This window comes from Ohtaekwangia koreensis (assembly GCF_900167975.1).
In the GTDB taxonomy this organism is placed as follows: domain Bacteria; phylum Bacteroidota; class Bacteroidia; order Cytophagales; family Cyclobacteriaceae; genus Ohtaekwangia; species Ohtaekwangia koreensis.
Map to the genome: position 1 here is coordinate 886,578 of NZ_FUZU01000003.1, position 20,066 is coordinate 906,643.

At 42.3% G+C, this 20,066-nt stretch carries 17 protein-coding genes; 2 read left to right on the plus strand and 15 right to left on the minus strand.

What is annotated here, in order from left to right; translation table 11 throughout:
- Positions 1 to 2 precede the first annotated feature (2 nt).
- From B5Y40_RS22760 to B5Y40_RS22795, 8 genes are all read right to left on the minus strand, one after another.
- Positions 3 to 2,528, minus strand: coding sequence for a leucine-rich repeat domain-containing protein (locus tag B5Y40_RS22760; RefSeq protein WP_159453784.1), 2,526 nt, complete (start codon positions 2,526 to 2,528; stop codon positions 3 to 5).
- A complete protein-coding gene (locus tag B5Y40_RS22765) occupies positions 2,515 to 3,351 on the minus strand; it encodes a hypothetical protein (RefSeq protein ID WP_079689133.1) in 837 nt (278 codons plus the stop codon). Before B5Y40_RS22765 ends, B5Y40_RS22760 begins: the two co-directional genes overlap by 14 nt.
- Positions 3,348 to 3,926, minus strand: coding sequence for a hypothetical protein (locus tag B5Y40_RS22770; protein WP_079689134.1), 579 nt, complete (start codon positions 3,924 to 3,926; stop codon positions 3,348 to 3,350). The genes B5Y40_RS22765 and B5Y40_RS22770 overlap by 4 nt, the downstream gene beginning before the upstream one ends.
- 22 nt (positions 3,927 to 3,948) lie before the next feature.
- Positions 3,949 to 4,479, minus strand: a complete 531-nt coding sequence (locus B5Y40_RS22775; RefSeq protein WP_245840713.1) for a nucleoid-structuring protein H-NS — start codon at positions 4,477 to 4,479, stop codon at positions 3,949 to 3,951.
- A gap of 459 nt (positions 4,480 to 4,938) precedes the next feature.
- A complete protein-coding gene (locus tag B5Y40_RS22780) occupies positions 4,939 to 6,456 on the minus strand; it encodes a calcineurin-like phosphoesterase C-terminal domain-containing protein (protein ID WP_079689135.1) in 1,518 nt (505 codons plus the stop codon).
- A 59-nt stretch (positions 6,457 to 6,515) separates the two neighbouring features.
- A complete protein-coding gene (locus B5Y40_RS22785; RefSeq protein WP_079689136.1) occupies positions 6,516 to 7,979 on the minus strand; it encodes a SusD/RagB family nutrient-binding outer membrane lipoprotein in 1,464 nt (487 codons plus the stop codon).
- Positions 7,980 to 8,042: 63 nt separating this feature from the next.
- Complete coding sequence (locus B5Y40_RS22790) at positions 8,043 to 11,231, minus strand: SusC/RagA family TonB-linked outer membrane protein (RefSeq protein WP_079689137.1); 3,189 nt, start codon at positions 11,229 to 11,231, stop codon at positions 8,043 to 8,045.
- A 280-nt stretch (positions 11,232 to 11,511) separates the two neighbouring features.
- Positions 11,512 to 11,904, minus strand: coding sequence for a response regulator (locus B5Y40_RS22795; RefSeq protein ID WP_079689138.1), 393 nt, complete (start codon positions 11,902 to 11,904; stop codon positions 11,512 to 11,514).
- 421 nt (positions 11,905 to 12,325) lie between these two features.
- Here B5Y40_RS22795 and B5Y40_RS22800 point away from each other — a divergent pair, with 421 nt between their 5' ends.
- Both B5Y40_RS22800 and trxA read left to right on the plus strand, forming a co-directional pair.
- The gene (locus tag B5Y40_RS22800; protein ID WP_079689139.1) at positions 12,326 to 12,667 is read left to right on the plus strand and encodes a hypothetical protein; all 342 of its coding nucleotides are present in this window, start codon (positions 12,326 to 12,328) and stop codon (positions 12,665 to 12,667) included.
- A 90-nt stretch (positions 12,668 to 12,757) separates the two neighbouring features.
- Positions 12,758 to 13,060, plus strand: a complete 303-nt coding sequence (gene trxA, locus B5Y40_RS22805) for a thioredoxin (RefSeq protein WP_079689140.1) — start codon at positions 12,758 to 12,760, stop codon at positions 13,058 to 13,060.
- A gap of 7 nt (positions 13,061 to 13,067) precedes the next feature.
- Here the strand turns inward: trxA and B5Y40_RS22810 are convergent, their stop codons facing one another.
- The 7 genes from B5Y40_RS22810 to B5Y40_RS22840 all read right to left on the minus strand — a co-directional run bounded on the left by B5Y40_RS22810 (position 13,068) and on the right by B5Y40_RS22840 (position 20,016).
- Complete coding sequence (locus B5Y40_RS22810; protein WP_079689141.1) at positions 13,068 to 14,303, minus strand: metallophosphoesterase; 1,236 nt, start codon at positions 14,301 to 14,303, stop codon at positions 13,068 to 13,070.
- Between the two features lie 28 nt (positions 14,304 to 14,331).
- Entirely contained in the window at positions 14,332 to 16,407 is a 2,076-nt protein-coding gene (ppk1, locus tag B5Y40_RS22815; protein WP_245840715.1) for a polyphosphate kinase 1, read from the minus strand.
- Positions 16,408 to 16,517: 110 nt separating this feature from the next.
- Complete coding sequence (locus B5Y40_RS22820; RefSeq protein WP_079689142.1) at positions 16,518 to 16,871, minus strand: cupin domain-containing protein; 354 nt, start codon at positions 16,869 to 16,871, stop codon at positions 16,518 to 16,520.
- A 2-nt stretch (positions 16,872 to 16,873) separates the two neighbouring features.
- The gene (locus B5Y40_RS22825) at positions 16,874 to 17,494 is read right to left on the minus strand and encodes an alpha/beta hydrolase (protein WP_079689143.1); all 621 of its coding nucleotides are present in this window, start codon (positions 17,492 to 17,494) and stop codon (positions 16,874 to 16,876) included.
- A 2-nt stretch (positions 17,495 to 17,496) separates the two neighbouring features.
- A complete protein-coding gene (locus B5Y40_RS22830; protein WP_079689144.1) occupies positions 17,497 to 18,450 on the minus strand; it encodes a ring-cleaving dioxygenase in 954 nt (317 codons plus the stop codon).
- A 24-nt stretch (positions 18,451 to 18,474) separates the two neighbouring features.
- Complete coding sequence (locus tag B5Y40_RS22835) at positions 18,475 to 19,410, minus strand: ring-cleaving dioxygenase (RefSeq protein WP_079689313.1); 936 nt, start codon at positions 19,408 to 19,410, stop codon at positions 18,475 to 18,477.
- A gap of 162 nt (positions 19,411 to 19,572) precedes the next feature.
- The gene (locus B5Y40_RS22840) at positions 19,573 to 20,016 is read right to left on the minus strand and encodes a DMT family transporter (RefSeq protein WP_079689145.1); all 444 of its coding nucleotides are present in this window, start codon (positions 20,014 to 20,016) and stop codon (positions 19,573 to 19,575) included.
- Positions 20,017 to 20,066 lie beyond the last annotated feature (50 nt).

Sequence of the window (20,066 nt, forward strand, 5' to 3'; positions counted from 1 at the left end):
TGTCAGTAATATACTACATTACAATCCGGTTTCTTTTTCTTAAAGCTTTCAACACTTTTCTTCGAGACCTTGGTATTGTAGCACTTTAACGTTTTTATAGGCTGGTTCTCCAGCGAACTGATTTTCTTCACTCCTGTATTTGAACAATCTACAAATTCAATTGTCTGTAGCTTCTCCAAAGCATCCAGGTCATCAACCTGTGTTCCCGAACAATTCAGTTTTTTTAGATTGGATAGACTTCCTAATACCTTCAGCTCTTCCACCGGTGTATTCGATATGTCGAGGTCTTCTATACCATTGAGTTGCCCGAGTGGTTCTAATTTACGAACGGGGCTATTGGTAACGTGTAAAGATCGCAAGGTCTTCAAGGTGGTGAGTGGCGCCAGATCGCTTACCGTTGTTCCTGAGAAATGTAATTCCTTCAGACTTACAAATTCCTGCAAGGCAGAGAGATCGCTGATGGCAACGTCATTAAAGTGCAGTGCCTCCAACTCTACCAAGCGGTGAAGGTCATCGCGTCTTGACTTCGCCTGTATAGATACCTGCGTTTTAAAGATCCCCTTCCAGTCTTCGCTAAGACCCGTCCACCACCTTTCGAGGCTGTCGGTTTTATATACCACCAGGCACTGCGGATTCTTACTTAAGAAATCCTGCACATGAAGGTTATTTATACTGGTGCCCTCTACATAAAGCTTTTTAAGTGACGTGTTATCCGCAAGTGTTGTGATGTTTTGAACTTTACTATTATCGGCACGCAGCACTTGTAGCTTCTGGAAATGATCCAATGTAGAAAGGTCTTCCACCGGTGTATCGCTTATATCGAGAACACGAACCGATTTAAGTTCTTTGATTGGCGACAAGTCTCTTACGCCCGTTTTATTGGCGATGATCACTTGTAATTTCTGAAGCTTTCGTAACGGCTCAAGGTCGCGGATCTGACTATTGCCCGCAAAGTTTACAGAATCCAGGTTGGTAACTTTTGCCAGTTCCTCCTTGGAAGGATTCGATCCGGTTTTGATAGCCGCACTTAATATACTCTTCCATTTGTCTGAAAGTGTATCCCACCAGTTCTTCAAATCTTCGGAGTCAAAAATCACCAACACTCCCGGGTTCGCTGCCATAAATGCATCTGCAAGTGATCGGTCAATCTGTGTATGATCACAGTAAACTCTTTCCAATGCTGTAAGATTCTGCAGCGCATTGAGATTGCCGATCAATGTATAGTTTGCATAGAGAACTTTTAATTTCTCCACACCTGCCAGGGGCGCTATATCAGCTATCCGTGTACTGTCTATATGGAGTGTCTCCAACATCTTGCAGGTAGCGATCGGATTTATATCCGTGATCATGGTTCCCGAAACATCGAGTGTATTCAACTTGGCAAGTGTAGCGATGGGTGTGAGCGTTGTAATTTTAGTATCACGTACATTCAGGAGTTGCAACTCCGTAAGATTGCCGAGCGGTGTAAAATCAGCTATACCTGTTTTCTCTACCTCCAACTGCTCAAGCTTCGACATCTTTTCGATCACCGCTATATCTGTCACGGCTGTGTTATTGATGTTGAACTTTACCAGTTTATCAGAATAGCGCAGGGCAGATATATCGGAGACCTTTGTCCCTGACAAATTCAATTCCTGCAGTTCGGTAAGATTTCTCACCGGACTTAGATCTGTTATGGCTGTATTGGAAAGATTGAGCACGCGCAAGTTCGAAAGCTGGCCAAGCGCTTCTATATCCTGTATATATTTGTTATGGCTGAGGTCTAACGTCTCAATGGCAGTGATGTCTTGTATAGCGTCCAGCGTTACACTATCACGGATGTTCAGCTGCCTTTCGAAAATAGATTGCCACTCGTACGAGAGCTGGTTCCACCATTGTGTGAGCGCTTCTGTTTGGTTAAATTGTCTGGTATATATACTCACGATTTTAAGATCCTGGGCCTCCGGATCGTAGTTCACCTCTATATATCGTGGCATTGTATTGTTGATAGGCTTTCCTTCAGCAGTTGTGCCCTTCATGTTTCGCAGCAGCGATACTTTATAAAAAAGTTTATTATTCGAGTTTGTCTTTTCCTGTATATCCTGAATGGTGAATTCAAACTTTACGTTTTCAAAAAAGAAGTCTACATCTTTCAAATAGGCCTGTACATCTTTGTTCGTGATAACATTTCGCTTTTCGGCGAGATCATCCTCGATCTGTACTTTAGCATCACGAAAAATTTTGGTATAGCTTTCCGTAATCAACACATCCTTGTCACGTGAAGATGTACTGTTGCTCCCCAAGGTATTCAATACGAATTCCAGGAACGCAACCATGTCCTTTACTTTCTGCTGATGTTGTTGATTGGGATCAGAGGACGTAGAGGTTTGCGTAGTCTTCGACTGAGTTTGTGTAGTCTTCGGCTGCGTCTGCGTCTTTGCAGGTGTCTTCGACTTCGTTTTGGTTTTAGACTTTGCCTGCCCGTAGGCGCCTGAGGTATACAGGCAAAGCAAAAAGATTGTAACAAGCCACAGCTTACTTTCTTTCATAGTAGAGAAACTTTCTGAGAAGATTTTTTTCAGTCTCATTATTTACTTTCACAAGATTTGAAATAAGCCATCCTGTATTATAGCCAGGCCTGTTAAATTGAGAGAGCTCAAAATACCAGCCGTTGATCTGAAAGAAATGGAACTTCACTTCCTCCACAGTCTTAAATTTCAGATTTCCCCTCTTAATTTCATATAGAAATAATGAAAGATGATCCGGTATATATCGCTTGCTTGCAAACTGAACTACACTGTCACTATTCGCAAACGCCTTCCGGAGATTCATAAAATCAAGCTCATGACTCAATGGATGTATAAATTTACCGACTTTGGAAGTATCTCGTTTAAAATACGGATCAAACATATCAGCATGCACGCGGCTAATCACCCACTTGCTGCCAAGATGATCTTTCTCAAGTTCCATGAACAGAATCACCGTCTGGTTCTTTCCATTCATCGTAAAGGTAGTATGTACTTCCGAGAACCAGTTGCCACCGTGAAAATCCAGTATAGCAGGTTGCGCTTTGTCAAGTACATCTTTAGCGAATTGAACTTTCAGATCGTTGTTGATGCCGTTGTTACTGGCATCGAACAATATACCCAGATATTTCTTCCGAAGCTTCTCGTTCCGGTATAGCTTGTCTTTGGGATAGTAGCGATCGCCTTTCTCATCTTCTTCGCCATTGAATCGCCTGATAAACTGATTTACCTGCTTGGTCTGAGCGTAGAGCTTGCTCTCATCATCTTTATCACCTACAAGCTGTGCCTGCAGGTGATACGATGATATACATAATACGATAAAGGCAAATATACCGGTGATTCTCATGCACTCGTCTCCGTCACTTTGATATCGCCTAACAACACATCCCAGAATTCAACGATTCTCCCTTGGATCTGTGTCTTCTTCCTTTCGACATATATAGTTATATCTTTCTTTGTGGTGTCTTTATATTTTAAACCATCATCCGTTTGTCCTTCAAAGTGCTGATAGATGGTAACAACACCAACGTAGCGTCCATCCGGTTGGCGTTCCAGATCACTGATGTAATGTATATTATACCAGGTGATCGACACACGGTCATAATTCAACGCCATGAGGCGCTCAAAGTATTTCCGCACTTTATAGTAATTTACTTCCTTTCTGTTGAGTGAAGACACTCCCATCTCGCTATCCGGAGAAAAAAGTTCTTCTGCCCGATCCATCACGCGGTTAGCTTCCGAGAAGGGTGTCTTCTTGTTACCGATGATACTTATATACTTGCTGAGATCGCGTACTTTCTCCAGGGCCAGAGAATCAATCGCCTGTTTTCTTTCAGGACTTATATCTGCATTCTGTGCAGCTATATTTCCAATGGTAAACAAGCTGAAGAGTAACGCCACTACATATTTATGATGAGTCATGGTTCTTTGATTTTAATTTAAACTATTTCTGTTTGATCAATTCTAGTTCAGTAATTTTTCCGGAACTGTCGAATTGAAGATTTCCAATCTTGTTAAAATTTTTCTTTTGGTCTTTCAGATAATTGAGATAATCACGAATGGTAGTAGGCCGGTCATAATCTTTTTGTCCACCTGATTCGCTGATGACAATCAACACCGGAGTATCTGCGGAAGCAAACAATGACAACGCTTCGTTGATGCTGTTGTTCGCTGAAGATACATTGGAGGAGTTTGCTATAGCACCGAAATATTGTTCGAGTCTTGCCTTCGGCTCACGTGCCTTTGCTTCCGATTCTCTTCGTGCACGTTCTTCTTCCGCAAGTGCTCGTCTCCGCTCCTCTTCTTCCTTCTGCTTTCGAAGTGCTGCCTCTTGTTCTTGTTTTACTTTTTCCAGGGAAGCGGTGTTACTTGCCTCCATGGCTTTCTTTTTACTTTTACAACCTACTCCAGCCATCATAAGAATGAGGATGGCTGCCATGATCAATCTTGACGAATTTTTGATTTGAAGCATCATTTTCTTTTTTCTTGGTTTATGAGGAATCTTTTCCAAAGTATTCAGCAACCTAAAATACTATGCCAATTTTGGTTTGGGATTCAAAATATTTCAACCTAAACGCATAGTATGTTTCGATTATTATTTGAACACTTTTATATGGACGATGTGTAGAGAAACCCTACACTGTTGTGTATTGTTACGGAAGAAACCGTTTGGACAGAACGAATTACCGGTGAAAATTCGACAGTAGTATATATAACAGCGTTTAACCGCTGATCTGACCAGATAAAAATTCAATGACTTCAACTACACATTCACCGCAATCAAACCTGTAAACTCTTTTATACCTGATCTATACTATTTAGTATAGTTTATAGTTGATTTACCATAAATTAATTTATTGCCAGAAAAGAAAAGCCCTTCGGATTGATCAACAATCCGAAGGGCTTTAAATTATAGTTAATCCTGATAAGAAGTTCAGGACTGCAACTTCAACTCCGATAAACGGATCTCCTTCTTGTATACATTTTTAAACCGGTCGGTAGCTTGTACTATAATTTTATCCGCATTCGCGGATGGCTTTCCGAAAAACATGTGGTCCGTTAATACAGGATCAACCCAACCGCGCTTGGAAGGTTTCTCTGCACCTTCGTGCAACGCGACAGAAAGCGGATCGAATGTGATCTCCTGCTGAAGTTCACCCATACTCTTTCCATCTTCAAACCATTCTACTTTCCATTGCGGATCCCAATTCCAAACGTTCACAGAAAAATAATCAGGTTTGTCTTTCACCGCGCCTACCGGATAAATTCGCAGCTGGTAATCTTTCTCATGCCCAACAGCTTTGTGATACCATTGTATCTCACTGCCGTTCACTTCGTATACTGCATAACCATTAGGTGTTCCGTCATAACAGATCGGTCCTGTCCACCACGCTCCGCATACTGTACCATGCACGTGCTCTATCGTTCCTTCGTGAATTACTTTTTCATTGAAGTGCGTATGTCCTGACATGATGTGTGCTTTAAAAGGCTTGAGTAACCGGTATAGCTCTTTCCGGTTGGACACCACACCTCCGATCGGTTCTTCATCAAGTTTATTGCGTCTCTTCGCTCCTGTATTCACGGGTATATGCAGCGATACCACGACTGTAGCACCGGGTTTAACCTGCGCGAGATCCTGCTCGAGCCACGCAAACTGCTGCTCCGATATATACCCTATATACTTCTTGGAAGCACCTAAAAAGAATACATCGTCCAATGTAACATAGTGAACATCGCCACGGTTATACGAGTAATACGAAGGACCGAAATGTTCCTTGAATGTTTTGGATGAATAGTCATCGGTGCGCGCATCAATATCCATATCATGATTTCCAATCACTTGAAAAAATGGGATCCCTGTTTTCTTGACCGCTTCTTTATAGTCTGCAAACAACTCGAACTTGTCCCACACCAGGTCACCACATCCAATGCCATGGAAGAGCGTTTCTTTCGGATAACTATTCACCAGCTTAAATGTATCCGGAGCGGACTGTGAATTCAGCAATGCGGCATCTTCTGCATTTTGTATTTGAGGATCGGCCCACACGATGAAGTTATGTCGCGTATCGTCAACTGTCAATTTTTGTAAATCGAAATCTGCCTTAAAACTTCCCTTTGCATTTTCGATGCGCTTGTAAAAGCCGGTTATACCATGTTGATGATTAAACGCATATCCTTTCGGAGCTGATATATATACAAATTCGGCGACAGCGTTACTGTTCAGTATATAATTACCTTTTGCATCGGTATAAGTAATATTAATACCATCGGTTACTGCGACACCCGCCACTCCCTTTGCATTTGCACGCACCACTCCTGTGAGTTTAATCGCAGAAAGATCTTTGCGCACACCCTTACCAGCGGGTTTACCTTGCGCCATTGTTACGCTTATTCCCAGGCCTACTCCGCTTAAACCTAATGCGCGCAGGAATGCTCTTCTGTTTAATGCCATTATATGCTATTTAAAATTGAATATACTTACTAAAGTTATGAGACATGGTATATGCTATACTATTTTTCCCACCATACTTTGGTATTGATCTCATCTCCACCCATGGACTCTACCGCGCGGGCATAGTTCTCGGGATTGTTTGTCTGCACAACAATCGGGTATTCAAAACGTACTGGTACATTCTGGTCGTTTAGCATCGCGTCCGTCTTCGGTAATACCGGGAAGCCAGTACGTCTATATTCAAACCACTGTTGATAATCATTAAAGTATAGGGCATAATATTTCTGCAACATAATACGCTCCAGTGTGCCATCGTAGGCCGTTGCTTCATTTTCAAAATAACCTGCAGGCAGTACAGCATTCCACTGTTCGATGGCAGCTTTCACACCATTCTGATAATGTGTTTTGGCATCCGAACCAAGTATACCACGTTGCGCGAGCTCTGCTTTTATAAACTCCACCTCAGCGTACGTCATGATAACGGAAACCATAGGAGCTGTTACCAAGGCAATATTCAGGTTAGACGGTTGGTAGTCGAATTGAGAATCGCTTCCGGTATAGGCGCTTGGTATACCTTTATATCCGATCGTTGTCTTTCCATCTTTCGATTTCGCCTGTGTGTTGAACACAGCTCTGCGCGGATCATTAAAAGCATTCAGGTTATCGATGAAGAATGCAGCACCGGCACGAAACGTTGTGAAATCTATAGCGCGACCCCAAGGAGAAACATTGGCACCTACACCCGAAATCTTAATGATCGCAGATTCATCATTCTTTGTAAACACAGGGTACTTCACCGGGTCGTTGATCATCTCGGTCATCTTAGCAAATGAGTTCATCTCTGTACGCTTCGATACGCGCAACAGTAACCGAAGATGAAGGGAATTACAGAACATTCTCCACTTCTTTATATTTTTGCCATCTTTCACGTCATCGGCTGTATTGCTATAGAGTAAATCGGAGCCGAAGATCATTGGCTTGGTAGGATCGAACAGTGTGTTAGCACGGTCAAGGTCTGCCAGAATCTTAGTATATATCTCCTGTTGTGTATTGAAGGCTGGTTGAAATATACCTTCATCGCCACGCACAGCTTCATCCATCGGCACATCTCCAAAGCAATCTGTGAGTTGTGAATAGATCCACGCATTCAACGTAATGGCTACCGCCTCATAATTTACATCCGATGCGGCAATCGCAGCGGCCTTCATTTCCTTTACGTTATTAAGCCAACGGTAATAATTATTCCAGGTCGAGTTACCTGCCGTCTCACTGATATCATACCGGTGTACGCCACCCGAAACACTCGGATATGGCAGCGCTACCTGCATGATGTTAAAAGTAAAGTCGTCACTTTTCGTTGTATTAAAAGTAGACACTGAATAGAGTATAGGGTTCAGCAATGTACCCGGGCTGATCTTTTCAATCTTGTTAGGGTCCGTATTTACCTCTTCAAAACCATCGGTACAGGAGAAGCTAACCGCTCCCATAAGTATAAATGCTATTGATATTTTCTTGATGTTCATCCTCGTATATTATGTTTTAGGAACAATGGTTGTTACATGCTATATCTACATACCGTAAAGTGATTATAATTTAAGCGTGATGTTCATGCCGTACGTTCTGGGTGTAGGCATCTGTCCTATTTCAACACCGGGTAAAATGGTAGAACCATTTAATGCCGCAGTTTCAGGATCGAACATCGGGAAGTCTGTGATCATCGCCAGGTCGCGACCATAGAGTGCTATACTCGCTTTATTAATTGGTGTTCTGCTCAGCAACTTCGCAGGAAGATTATACTCGAGCCTCACTTCGCGAAGCTTTACATAAGAAGCATCAAATGAATTTGACTCCACATTCGCTCTTCTATAGTAATCGGCATAAAAGTCAGGAAGTGTTACCTGCTTTGTATTTGGGGAATACGTACCATCACCATTATCTACTACACCTTCGCCAATGATAAACCCGTCTTCACGTCCGCGTAGTGTATGTTCAAGCTTACCCTGCTCTGACATCTTGTGATGCGTCTGCGAATATACTATACCGCCATATTGGCCATCGATCAGGAAGCTGAATCTGAAATTCTTATAGCTGAACTCATTTAATAAACCACCCTTCCAGTCAGCATACGCGTTGCCTATATATTGAATAGCGTCTGGTCTTGCAGGAAGCCCATCCTTGGTATAGATGATCTGTCCGTCTGGGGCACGCTTGAATCCAAATCCATATATATCTCCGGTAGTACCACCTACGGTTGCTGCGATGGTAGCATTACCGCCATAGCCTATATCCATTCTGCCGCCAAGTTCTTCCGGCAGTGATATAACTTTGTTATAGTTCTTCGCCCACGTAAGCGTAGTATTCCATTTAAATGCAGTGGTGCTGATCGGGCTTCCATTCAGTACAAGTTCAACACCCTGGTTCCTTACCTTTCCTGCATTTAACACTGCGCTACTATAGCCGGTGGTAGGATCAACGGGTACATCTACAATGTGGTTGGTAGTGAGGTTCCGGTATAGGGTTATGTTCATGCCGACTCTGCGGTTAAAGAGTATATATTCAAGACCTGCCTCGTAGTTGGTATTGAGCTCCGGTTTAAAATCAGCATTGAACAACGTAGTGGATACACTACCGGAGCCCGGGAACTCGCTGGTTCCATAGTACTTCTTTGTTTTATAGGGATCGGTATCTCCACCCACGGCAGCAGCCGCAAGCCTGATCTTGGCAAAAGATATAGCCGTGGGCAAATTGAATACTTCGCTTAGTATAACGCTTGAACTTACTGATGGATAAAAATAAGAATTGTTCTTGGATGGCAACGTGCTGGCCCAATCGTTACGCGCAGTTACATCCAAAAATATTTTGTCATCGTAGGATAGCGAAGCCAATGCATACAGACTGTTGATCTTCTTGTCTTCATCATTGATCGATGTCATGGGACTACTTACACCGTTCGATAATTTATATACTCCGGGAATGACAAGTCCATCCACATATGAATTCGTCTGGTCGAGATTCCGCTCCATTCTGTTTCCACCTGCAGAAACACGAACATCGAAGCGTTCAGAGATCTTGTCTTTATAGGTAATTAAGAAATCTGTATTGATTTCGGAGTATCCTATATTTTGCAATTTGAAATATCCTTTCTGAAAATTAGCCGTGCTGAACGGTCTGCGTTGTTCACGCTCTTCCTGATTCAACGTAATTCCAGAACGAACCATCACTTCAAATTTCTTCGAGAGTTCATAGGTAGCGGAAAGATTTCCAACGAGAGAATTACTCTTCACCGAGTTCGTCATCTCATACGCAATCAGGTAAGGATTATCAATGAACGAACTAAACGGATGAATCTGATCAATTTGATCTTTACCATTTTTCCAACGCGGCTCATACCATTTCAAATCAACGTTTGGATTCTGGAAGATCATAAAATATGAAATCGACTGATTGTTATATCCAGTGGCTGGAAGGTTATCGCTTTGCTTGTTGGTATAATTTACTTTGCTGGCGATCTTGATCTTATCCGAAACTTTATGATTTACACTGAAGGCAGCAGTGAGTCTTTCATACCCGGTATTCGGCATGATCCATTCATTCTTGGTATGCGTGATGGATGCACGTGCTGAACTTTTATCGTTACCACCTTCTATAGATATATTGTTTGTGAAGGTTGAACCCGTGCGCCAGAATCCTTTGATATTATCTTTATACGGTTGCCACAACACACGCTCGGGTGAAGTTCCTTGTACGGTTGGATCGTATTGATAGTATAGTTGTCCATTGAACTTCGGACCGAATGCACTGCTGGTTCCACCTGTGCTTGCACCATCGGCCGTTGCTCCATACGAATAATATAGCTGTCCATCTGCATTGAAGGCCTTGCCTGTTCCCTGACCATATTCATATTGATAATCAGGCCACTTCAATACATCGTTAAAACTTAAATTTGAATTTATAGTTACACCCAACCCTTTGCCTGCACGCGAACCTGACTTGGTGGTAATGATGATCGCACCATTACCTCCGCGACTTCCATATAGGGCTGCTGCGCTCGCACCTTTCAACACGGTTATACTTTCAATGTCATCGGGGTTGATGTCTGCTATACCATTACCAAAATCGATTGGCACATCATTTCCTGAACCAGCACCGTATGCGTTGCTCACACCGGAACTTGCCATGCCTGTATTCATAGGCACTCCATCCAATACGATGAGCGCTGTATTTTTATTTGTCAGAAATGAATTATCGCCTCTGAGTTTTATGCGCGTTGAATTAAGCGGACCGGAACCTGACGAGAGAAGGCTTAGTCCTGCTACTTTACCGGAAAGTGCAGCAGACCAGTTATTGGAACGTGCATCATTTACAGCACTTTCATTTAACACTTGCGTGGAATACCCAAGTGCTTTTTCCTCACGCTTTATACCAAGGGCAGTAACAATTACCTCATTGAGCAACGCTTTATCTTCCCGAAGCTGAACGTCAATTTTTGTATTGTCGTTGAGTGCTACCTCTTGTGTTTTGAATCCTATAAAACTAAACACCAGCACACTGTTGTTGTCCAGTACCTGGTCCGTTGTAAGTATATACGTACCATTCGCGTTGGTTACTGTACCTATATTCGTTCCTTTTACTAGAACGTTTACACCGGGTAGCGGAGCGTTCGTACTGTCTGATACAATACCTGAAATTGTTTGTGCGCTGATGAAACTGCAACACATTAACAAGATCAACACGCTTAAAACTATTGATTTTTTGCGGGTAGAATTTTCTCTCATCGTTTGGTTTCGTTTTTTTTTGAAAACACAAACGTAAAAGCAGAGACATACTTTTAGTGTCGCGAGTCTATTATCAAATAATTAACTTATTATTAATTAGACTACAATAGCTTATAATAACCCAAAATAAGGTATTTGCAACATTTTACAAGTAGAGGCAGGGCAGATTGATGACGCGTATCGGGGCGGGTACCCCTGGCGTTGTGAATCAAAAACGAGTTCGTAAGAATGCTATACTTCTGTATGCGGATCACGAACGATCCGCATACAGAAAGCATAGTTACTGTAGAATTTCCTTCAACGTATCGGGAGATAGCGGCTTGCTGATATAGTCTTCAACTCCATAGGATTTAACTTTCGCTATATCCGATGGATTCTCTGAAGAGGATACAACAATAATTTTGATATCCTCCTTCTGGTCTCTTGGAAGTTTACTGAACTCTTCGAGAAATGAAAAGCCATTCATGATCGGCATGTTCAGATCTAGAAAAATATGTGAAGGTATATTATGCAATCCCTGAAATGATTCTTGCAAAAGTTTCATCGCCTCTCGCCCATTGAATACACTATATACCTCCTTCACCAGGTTTACTCTTTTCAATAGGCTCTCCGTTATAAAATTGAAAACGGGCTCATCATCGACTAACAATACTGTATGTGAATGTGCTACCATGTGTTTATATATTTAATTAGGACAATGTGTGCAAAGGATAATATTATCAAACAACCTACTACATACCAAGCGCTTATCGATATTTTATCATGGCATGAATTTTTACCACGGTAAAAAAAATGCTAACTGTAGAATAAATCTTCAGGACAACGACCATTTCTGCTGTCCAATTACAAAACACAGGTTGATTGAAAATGTTTTCAGCATTCCAAAGAAGAGAACATCTTTGCTGTCCTAAAGGCGTTATTGGACATCTTTTTTTAAAGAAAAAATTCAAATCAAGGAAACCCACGCTGCTGTGTATCGTTCAAATTCTTCGGATACCTCTTAAGATCATATTAAAATGTTTTAAATTTTCCAAGCGGTAAAATCGTATTGTCTTAATTTTTTTCAGCGTATAATTGAGAGAGTTCTATTGTCTATGCAAAACACCGATGCGGAGTTGTTATTGGCCAAATTATCTACTGAAAAGATAATTGAATTGGTGCGAGTTACGCGTAATAATTACATATTAGAATTCCTGGAAGGCGATGCGATACAGCAGTTTTTCACTGAGCACTATCACATGCCACAGCTCAGCACTATTAAAATCGAATTCCTGAAACGCGATCTTAAAATGTTACTGGGATCTTCCGTTGATCTCGTTCATTATGCGTCCGTTATCAAAGAAATTAAAGACTCCAATGTTCTGGAGGTAGCTCAACATCATCAGTTATTCTTCAATCGTGAATTTGAAGGGATCTTTAAAAAGTATATCTTCTAATACTGTCCAATCTCTAGTTTCTACAGAACTCTCTGCCAATTCTATTTGTTTTGGAATGCGTAGTGATGTCTCACATTATCAATATGCAGTATGGCAAAAGCAACATTTTCAGATTTAATCAGCAGTGATAAGCCCACTTTCGTGGATTTCTCAGCAGAATGGTGTGGACCGTGTAAAATGATGGCACCTATCCTCGAAGATTTAAAATCGCAGATAGGCGATAAAGCCAAGATCATTAAAATTGATATCGATCGCAACCCACAAGCAGCCGCTGCTTACCAGGTGCAAAGTGTTCCTACGCTTGTACTCTTTAAAAAAGGAAATATAGTTTGGCGTCAGTCAGGCGTGGTTCCAACAGAATACCTGAAGCGTGTGATCGATCAACACGCATAATATATTGCTACTCTTTTGTGATTCTGAAAAAATCAAACACGGAACCATCTTTCGTGTCTATAGCCTCAGCCCAAAGTTGTTTTCCTGACACATGAATTTGCATGAATGCCCACAAGTGTTTTGTAAATGCCACCAGGTTAGGATGCACACATTGAGAGGGGTTCGGTGTATAGGCAGTGGGATCTGATCCAAAGCCACGCAACTTTCCTCCGCTTCCTGCTGTGATGCTGATAAACCCTTCAGGGTTCCGGTATATATTACCTGCCCCTATATATTTTTTAATGGGCAGGCCTTTATCATTCATTGGGTTCAATCGCTCATAAGTATGTGCGTGACCGTTTAAAACAACATCAACTTTATATTTTGTAAACAGCGGATATAGTTCGACTACCTTTTTATTGTCGTCCTTATAGGTACAGGTTTTACCGTTGTGATGCAGAAAGACTATCAACCAATCATATTTACCTTGCGCTTTTTCCAGGTCTTCTATTAACCAGGCCCGTTGTTTCTCAAATTCATGGAAGTCACCGTTCTTCGAATCAAGTCCTACAAAATGAGTATTCCCGTAATCAAAGCTATAGTAATGCCCGTTGTTTGGTAGCTTCCATTCTTTCAAAAAGTTTTCTTCCGGATCTACAACCCAATCATGATTACCCAGCACAGCAAAGGTTGGTATGTTCGAAAAGACATCCTTAAAATACGGAAACAAATGTTTATCATATCCTTCACTCTCTCCATTGGGATATACTATATCTCCCAGCAACAAACCAAAATGAGGTTGCTGTTTTAGTTCCATAATTCCTACCGCCATTTTATCTGGCTTCCCTCCTTCACCAATGGGTTCTCCTATATCTCCAGCTGTAAAAAAAGTAAATGCTTCTGTGGCATCAACGGGAGCTCTGAAAAAAAGTGAATCCGATTTCAACAACTCTATATCATTTGTAAAAATCTTATACTGATAGCGCATTCCCTTTCTCAAACCATGAACGGTTACTGTGCTGCCATACCCGGCTCTTGCCTTTGTCACTCTACCTGAGATCGTTTGCCATACAGTATCATTCAGTACACGCACCATTGCTTTACAGGTTGTGGCTACATCCGTTTTCCAAAGAATACTGATGCTGTCGGCTATAGCAGTCTGCAGATAGGGCGCGCGAATAAGCTGAGGTATACCTTCCTGCTGACCTCTTGATGTATAAGCGCTTAATACCAGGATCGTTATGAAAAGAATTCTAGAATGCATGCTTGATTTCCGTTAGGGCAAATATATTTTAATAAATGTCATTCTGATTCTGTGCTATCAAACTACAAATCGCTTCCTGCGAACGAAGTGGTTTATCGCTCGTTACCGGTATATTATTCAAGTCGCTGTCGATGCGCACAGCCTGCAAAGTATCGGCTACCTGCAACGATAATATCTCAATCAATTCAGATTTTAATTGTGGATCATATACCGGGAAACACACTTCAATACGCCTGTATATATTGCGGTTCATCCAGTCGGCCGAGCCAAGGTATACTTCAGGGTTTCCATTATTCCCAAACAAAAATATTCTGCCATGCTCCAGGTAGCGATCAACAATACGGGTTACGTGAATGTTCTCACTCATGCCTGCGACACCCGGTACAAGACAACATATACTTCTTACGATAAGATTAATCTTTACACCAGCCTGCGATGCCTCATATAGTTTTGAAATCAATACCTGGTCTTCCAGATTATTGAGTTTGATCATTAGCGATGCCTGTACATTATTTTTAGCATATTGAATCTCACGCTCAATCAATCCGATGAATCGTTGCTGTAGATTGAACTGACCTACCAGCAGGTGCTCGAATTTCATTTCGTCTGAAGCCTTCGGTCTTCGTCTTTTCTTAAGGAATAAAAAAAGATCTTCAGCCTCTCTCAACATGGGTTGATGCGCGGTGAATAAAACATGATCGGTATAAAATCGCGCTGTGCTTTCATTGAAATTTCCCGTTGCCAACAGGCCGTTGTATTCATACCCTTTCGCACATTTCTTTTTAATCACCGCCAGCTTGGCGTGGACTTTCAGCGCAGGTATACTATCGATGATGGTGACCCCCGAACTCTTCATTCTTTTTGCCCACTTGATGTTGTTCGCTTCATCGAACCTCGCTTTAAGTTCTACAAATACCATCACCTTCTTTCCGTTGCGGGCCGCATTGATGAGTGCGTTGACGATGCGTGAATCGCTGGCTACACGATATAGCGTAACGTAGATCCGGGTAACATGAACATCAATAGCGGCTTCATTGAAAAAACGAAGAACCGTCTCATAGGAATGATACGGGGCGTGAAGAATGATATCTCTTTTTGTTATATCATCAAGCAGGCAATCCTTGTCGCTTGTTATAGTATATTTCTTTAGCGGATAGGGATTATATAGCAGCTGTGGATTGTGAATCTGTATCGATGACAGGTCTTTTAAATTATGATATACTCCACCCTTTATAAAATCAGCGCCTTTCAGACCAAACCGATTGCGGAGTAAATCTATAGTTTGTTGCTTCATCGCTGGCTCGTAAAGGAAACGCGTTGCCAGGCCGGAGTCTCGCTGTGCTATTTTCTTTTCGATCTTCTTGGCAATGTTTCCCTCAAATTCATCTTCAAGGTCAAGCTCGGCATCGCGGGTGATCTTAAAACTCTTGCATGACAATACCGGTTGATTATAAAACAATTTCCCAATGAACATCTTCATGATGTCATCGAGGAATACAATATAATGCGTGCCGTCATGCTGAACATTATAGAACCGTGGCAGGCTTTCTGATGGAACGTTGATCACAAAACTCGTCTCCTCTCCTTTTGTCGTGGCAACCGTGGCAGCCAGGTATATCCTGTTGTTCTCCGGAAAGAAATCTGTTGGTGACGAAATGTTTACAATGTGGATATAGGCGGCCACTACATTCATAAAGTAATCTTGCAGAAAACGTTCGATCGTTTCTGGTACAGGTTCGTTATATACCAGGTGAATGTTATGTTGCCGGAGTGCGGGAAGAATTTGCTCGCGGATGATCGAACCAAAAAATGTCTGTTGCTTCATCACAACACGATTGATCGTATCTACCTGTGAATCGTTTTCAGTATTTTTTTTATCGCGCGTTAACTTATGCAATGCCTTGAGAGCAGGAATGCGTACGCGGTAGAACTCGTCCAGGTTGGATGAATAAATTGCAAGGAACTTGATTCGTTCCATAAGAGGAACGGTATCGCGCGAAGCCTCTGTCAGCACCCGTTCATTGAAGGATAGCCAACTAAGATCACGATCAAAGAATGTATACTTAACTGCCTTGCCTTTTTTCTTCGCCTCTTGCATGTTCATAATATCTATCCTGAATAGCCGGTAAGATATAGTTCAAAGGGCTGGGCAACAACAAGGAATCTAAAAAAATTAACGGATTATGTGAACATTAACATTGGAGTAATATAAGTTCAAGGCAACACAATAAAAATGGATTTGCGTTTTTCTGGCAGAAGATTCCTGGTTTTATGTCCTTTACCCAAAGTATCTTCCACTAGTAAAACGTGTCCTGCGCTGAATGTTCTTGTATCACCCAACGATGTTTGTATCTCGATCGATCCGTCCAGCAGAATGATATACTGTCGCTGTGGGGCCGTATGAAAATCCCAATCATAAGAAGGCTCGACTTCGCGGAAGATGATTCCTTTTGTTGCAATCATCTCTGACAAGCTACCCACCATACCCGACTCCGTCAAGGGAATGGCTATATCTTCGAAATGGCTTTCGCCCGCTGCGTCACTATATATGCGTGTTACAGTAAACATGATCAGTTTACAAATACAAGTTTGTTTGCCTGATCGATCTCATCCTGGCTCACCGTATGTCCCATATTCTGATATACCTTTTCTGTTACAGCAGCATGCATGTTTTTCAGAACACCTGTTGTAGCCTGCACACGTTCTACCGGCACGTGCGGGTCCGGATTGCTAGTGCCTATAAATACAGGAGTGCCCGCAAAGTTCCCGGTATAGTTCTGGGTATATAGCTTATCGCCAATCAATCCTCCGGTAAACGCTACAATGCCTCCCCACTTCTTTGCGTTACGGGCTGTAAACTCCAGGGTAAGGCACGCGCCTTGTGAGAAGCCCGCAAAGTATATATTCTCCGAGGTAATACCAGCCGCATTCAAATCTTTAACGATATCACCCACCAACTGCAAGGCCGATGAAAGCCAGGGTTCATTGTGATCCGGATTCGCCATGAATGAATACGGATACCAGGTATAGTTTGTCGCCTGCGGCGCTACAAGCGCATACTCCTTTACATTCAAATGTGTTGCAAGCGAAAGTATATCTGACGCCTCTGCACCGCGTCCGTGTAACATGATCAACGCCTTCTTCGCTTCTTTTATATTTTTTCCTGCGGTAACTATTTCTTTTTTATGCATGACTATTTATACTTTTCAAGGTTAACCTTAACAGGTACTAATTCTTTTTCAATTTGTGCACGGTTGTGCTCATACCACGGCGGAAGTTTCAATGCTTCGCCAAGATGTTTCTCATCTTCATCTACTGAAAATCCCGGGCCAGCCGTTGCTATTTCAAAGAGAACGCCTCCCGGCTCACGGAAATATATAGATGTAAAATATTGTCTGTCCAGCACCGGTGTAGGATTCAGCGAACGCTGTACGATCTTCTCGCGCACCAGCAACTGCGTCTCTTTTGTCGGAGTACTAAACGCGAGGTGATGCACTGTACCGCTACCACTGAGTCCTTTGAGACTATCCGGTGAACAAAGTATATCTATATAATTGCCGGGCGAATTCTGCGCCGCGAACCTGAACCGGTTTCCCTTCTCAGCGATCAACACATGGTCGAGTTGCCCGGTTAATATAGCCGCGGTACGCTCATACCCTTCCTCCCATATTTCCACACTATAAAAACCTTTGATGGCATGCTCCAGGGGAATCAATCCATAGGTAAAACCGGGCCTTGTATCGATGTCGTTAAAGACAAGCTCCAAGCCGAGGCCGTCCATGTCCTCCAGGTATACCACGACTTCTTTCTCAAAACGTTCCTGCGGTTCCTGGAATTTAATATCAAAGCGTTTCAAGCGGTCGAGCCAAAAATCAAGGGCGCTATACGGAACGGAGAAAGCCGTTGTATTCAGAAATCCCTTTCCGTGACGGCCTTTTACCAAACCGCTATAGGGAAAGAACGTAAGGATGCTTCCCGGATTTCCCTGTTCATCACCATAGTATATATGATATACACCCTGTGCATCAAAGTTCACCGTCTTTTTAACAAGGCGAACGCCTAATATGCCTGTATAAAAATCTATATTCTCTTGTGCGCCTGACGCTATGGCGGTTACGTGGTGTATACCGGTGATGAGTTTTTCCATGGGAAGATCCTTACGTTTGTTTATTTATACTAATGCCGGAAGTACTTTTTCAATGGCTGCACGGTCGGCTTCATATTGTGCAGGTAGTTTCAAATTCTTACCTAATTCATTTACAGGTTCATCTACTGAAAATCCAGGATTGTCGGTAGCAAGCTCAAATAATACTCCTCCCGGTTCTCTGAAATATAGTGAGAAGAAATAGTTACGGTCGATTTTCTGTGTAATGTTAAATCCTTTCTTCACGACCTTATCACGGAAGTGCATTAATATAGCTTCATCTTTTACACGGAACGCAACGTGGTGAATGGTTCCGCTACCCCCTACTGAATTTACATCGGCAGTTGCTTCGATCAGGTCTACCACCGAGGCATTTTCAATGGCGTTGGTAGTATAGCGATAACGGTTGCCATCTTGTGCTTGCAATGTATAGTCAAATATATCTGTCAGCACTGCAGCAGTCGCCTTTACGTTACGCAACGTGAGGGTTATGCTATGAAATCCTTTGGTAGCAACATTTGCTTTTACATCCTGCGTTTCCCAAGGCTTACGCGAGTCTGCTTGTTTGGGCACGATCAATGCAAGCTTTAATCCGTCCGGGTCTTCGAATGATAAATACTGTTCGCCGAATCGTTCACCACTGCCGGTAACTTTCACGCTATACTGCTCAAAGCGTCTCTTCCAGAAATCAAAACTTCCTTCCGGAACAGCGTAGCCAATTTCAGTAGCCATACCCGGTCCTGTCTTACCAGTTGTTATACCCTCCCAAGGAAAGAAAGTCAGGATCGTTCCCGGTGAACCGATCTCATCACCAAAATAAAAATGATATGTACCCGGGTCGTCAAAGTTAACAGTCTTCTTTACCATGCGCAGACCGAGCACCGTGGTATAAAATTCATAATTACGTTTCGCATTGCCAGCGATGGCCGTTATGTGATGGATTCCTAATACCTTGTTTTCCATAAATTTCAGTTTGTTAAAACTTTTTGATTGATGATAGTAAAACGTTTTTACAGAATAAAAATCTGTGAAAACGTGGTCCATTATATGTACAATTGTCGGGATTGATTGTACAAATTATGGCAGATGCCTGAACAGTGGTAAAAACTGATAACGCTAACACTTTCAGAACTTACGAATAATGATTACACCGGTAACAATGAGTACGATACCGAGTATCCTCCAAAGGTTAATCGGGTGTTGTTGCGCCACTAATATATTGAAGTGATCGAGGGCTACAGCAATTACCATTTGTCCTGCTACTACAAGTCCGAAGGTCATAGCCGGACCAATACGCGGAAAAGAAAGAATGATCGCAGTAACGTAGAAGGCTCCTAATATACCACCCGTCCATGCATAGTACGGAGCGGTACGCATACTTGCCAGCGAAACTGATTCGCGGGTAAAAAGTATATATAGGATAATAGCCGTTGCGCCTACAACAAACGATATCATGGATGCAAACACAGGGCTCTCCAGCGACTTGCCCAGCTTCGTATTTAATCCGGCTTGTATCGGCAGAAACGCTCCCGACAGAAAAGCAATGCTAAACCAAATAATTTTATTCATGGGATTTTTTTACAATAATACTATAGATGCTATATAAATCAATAACCGTT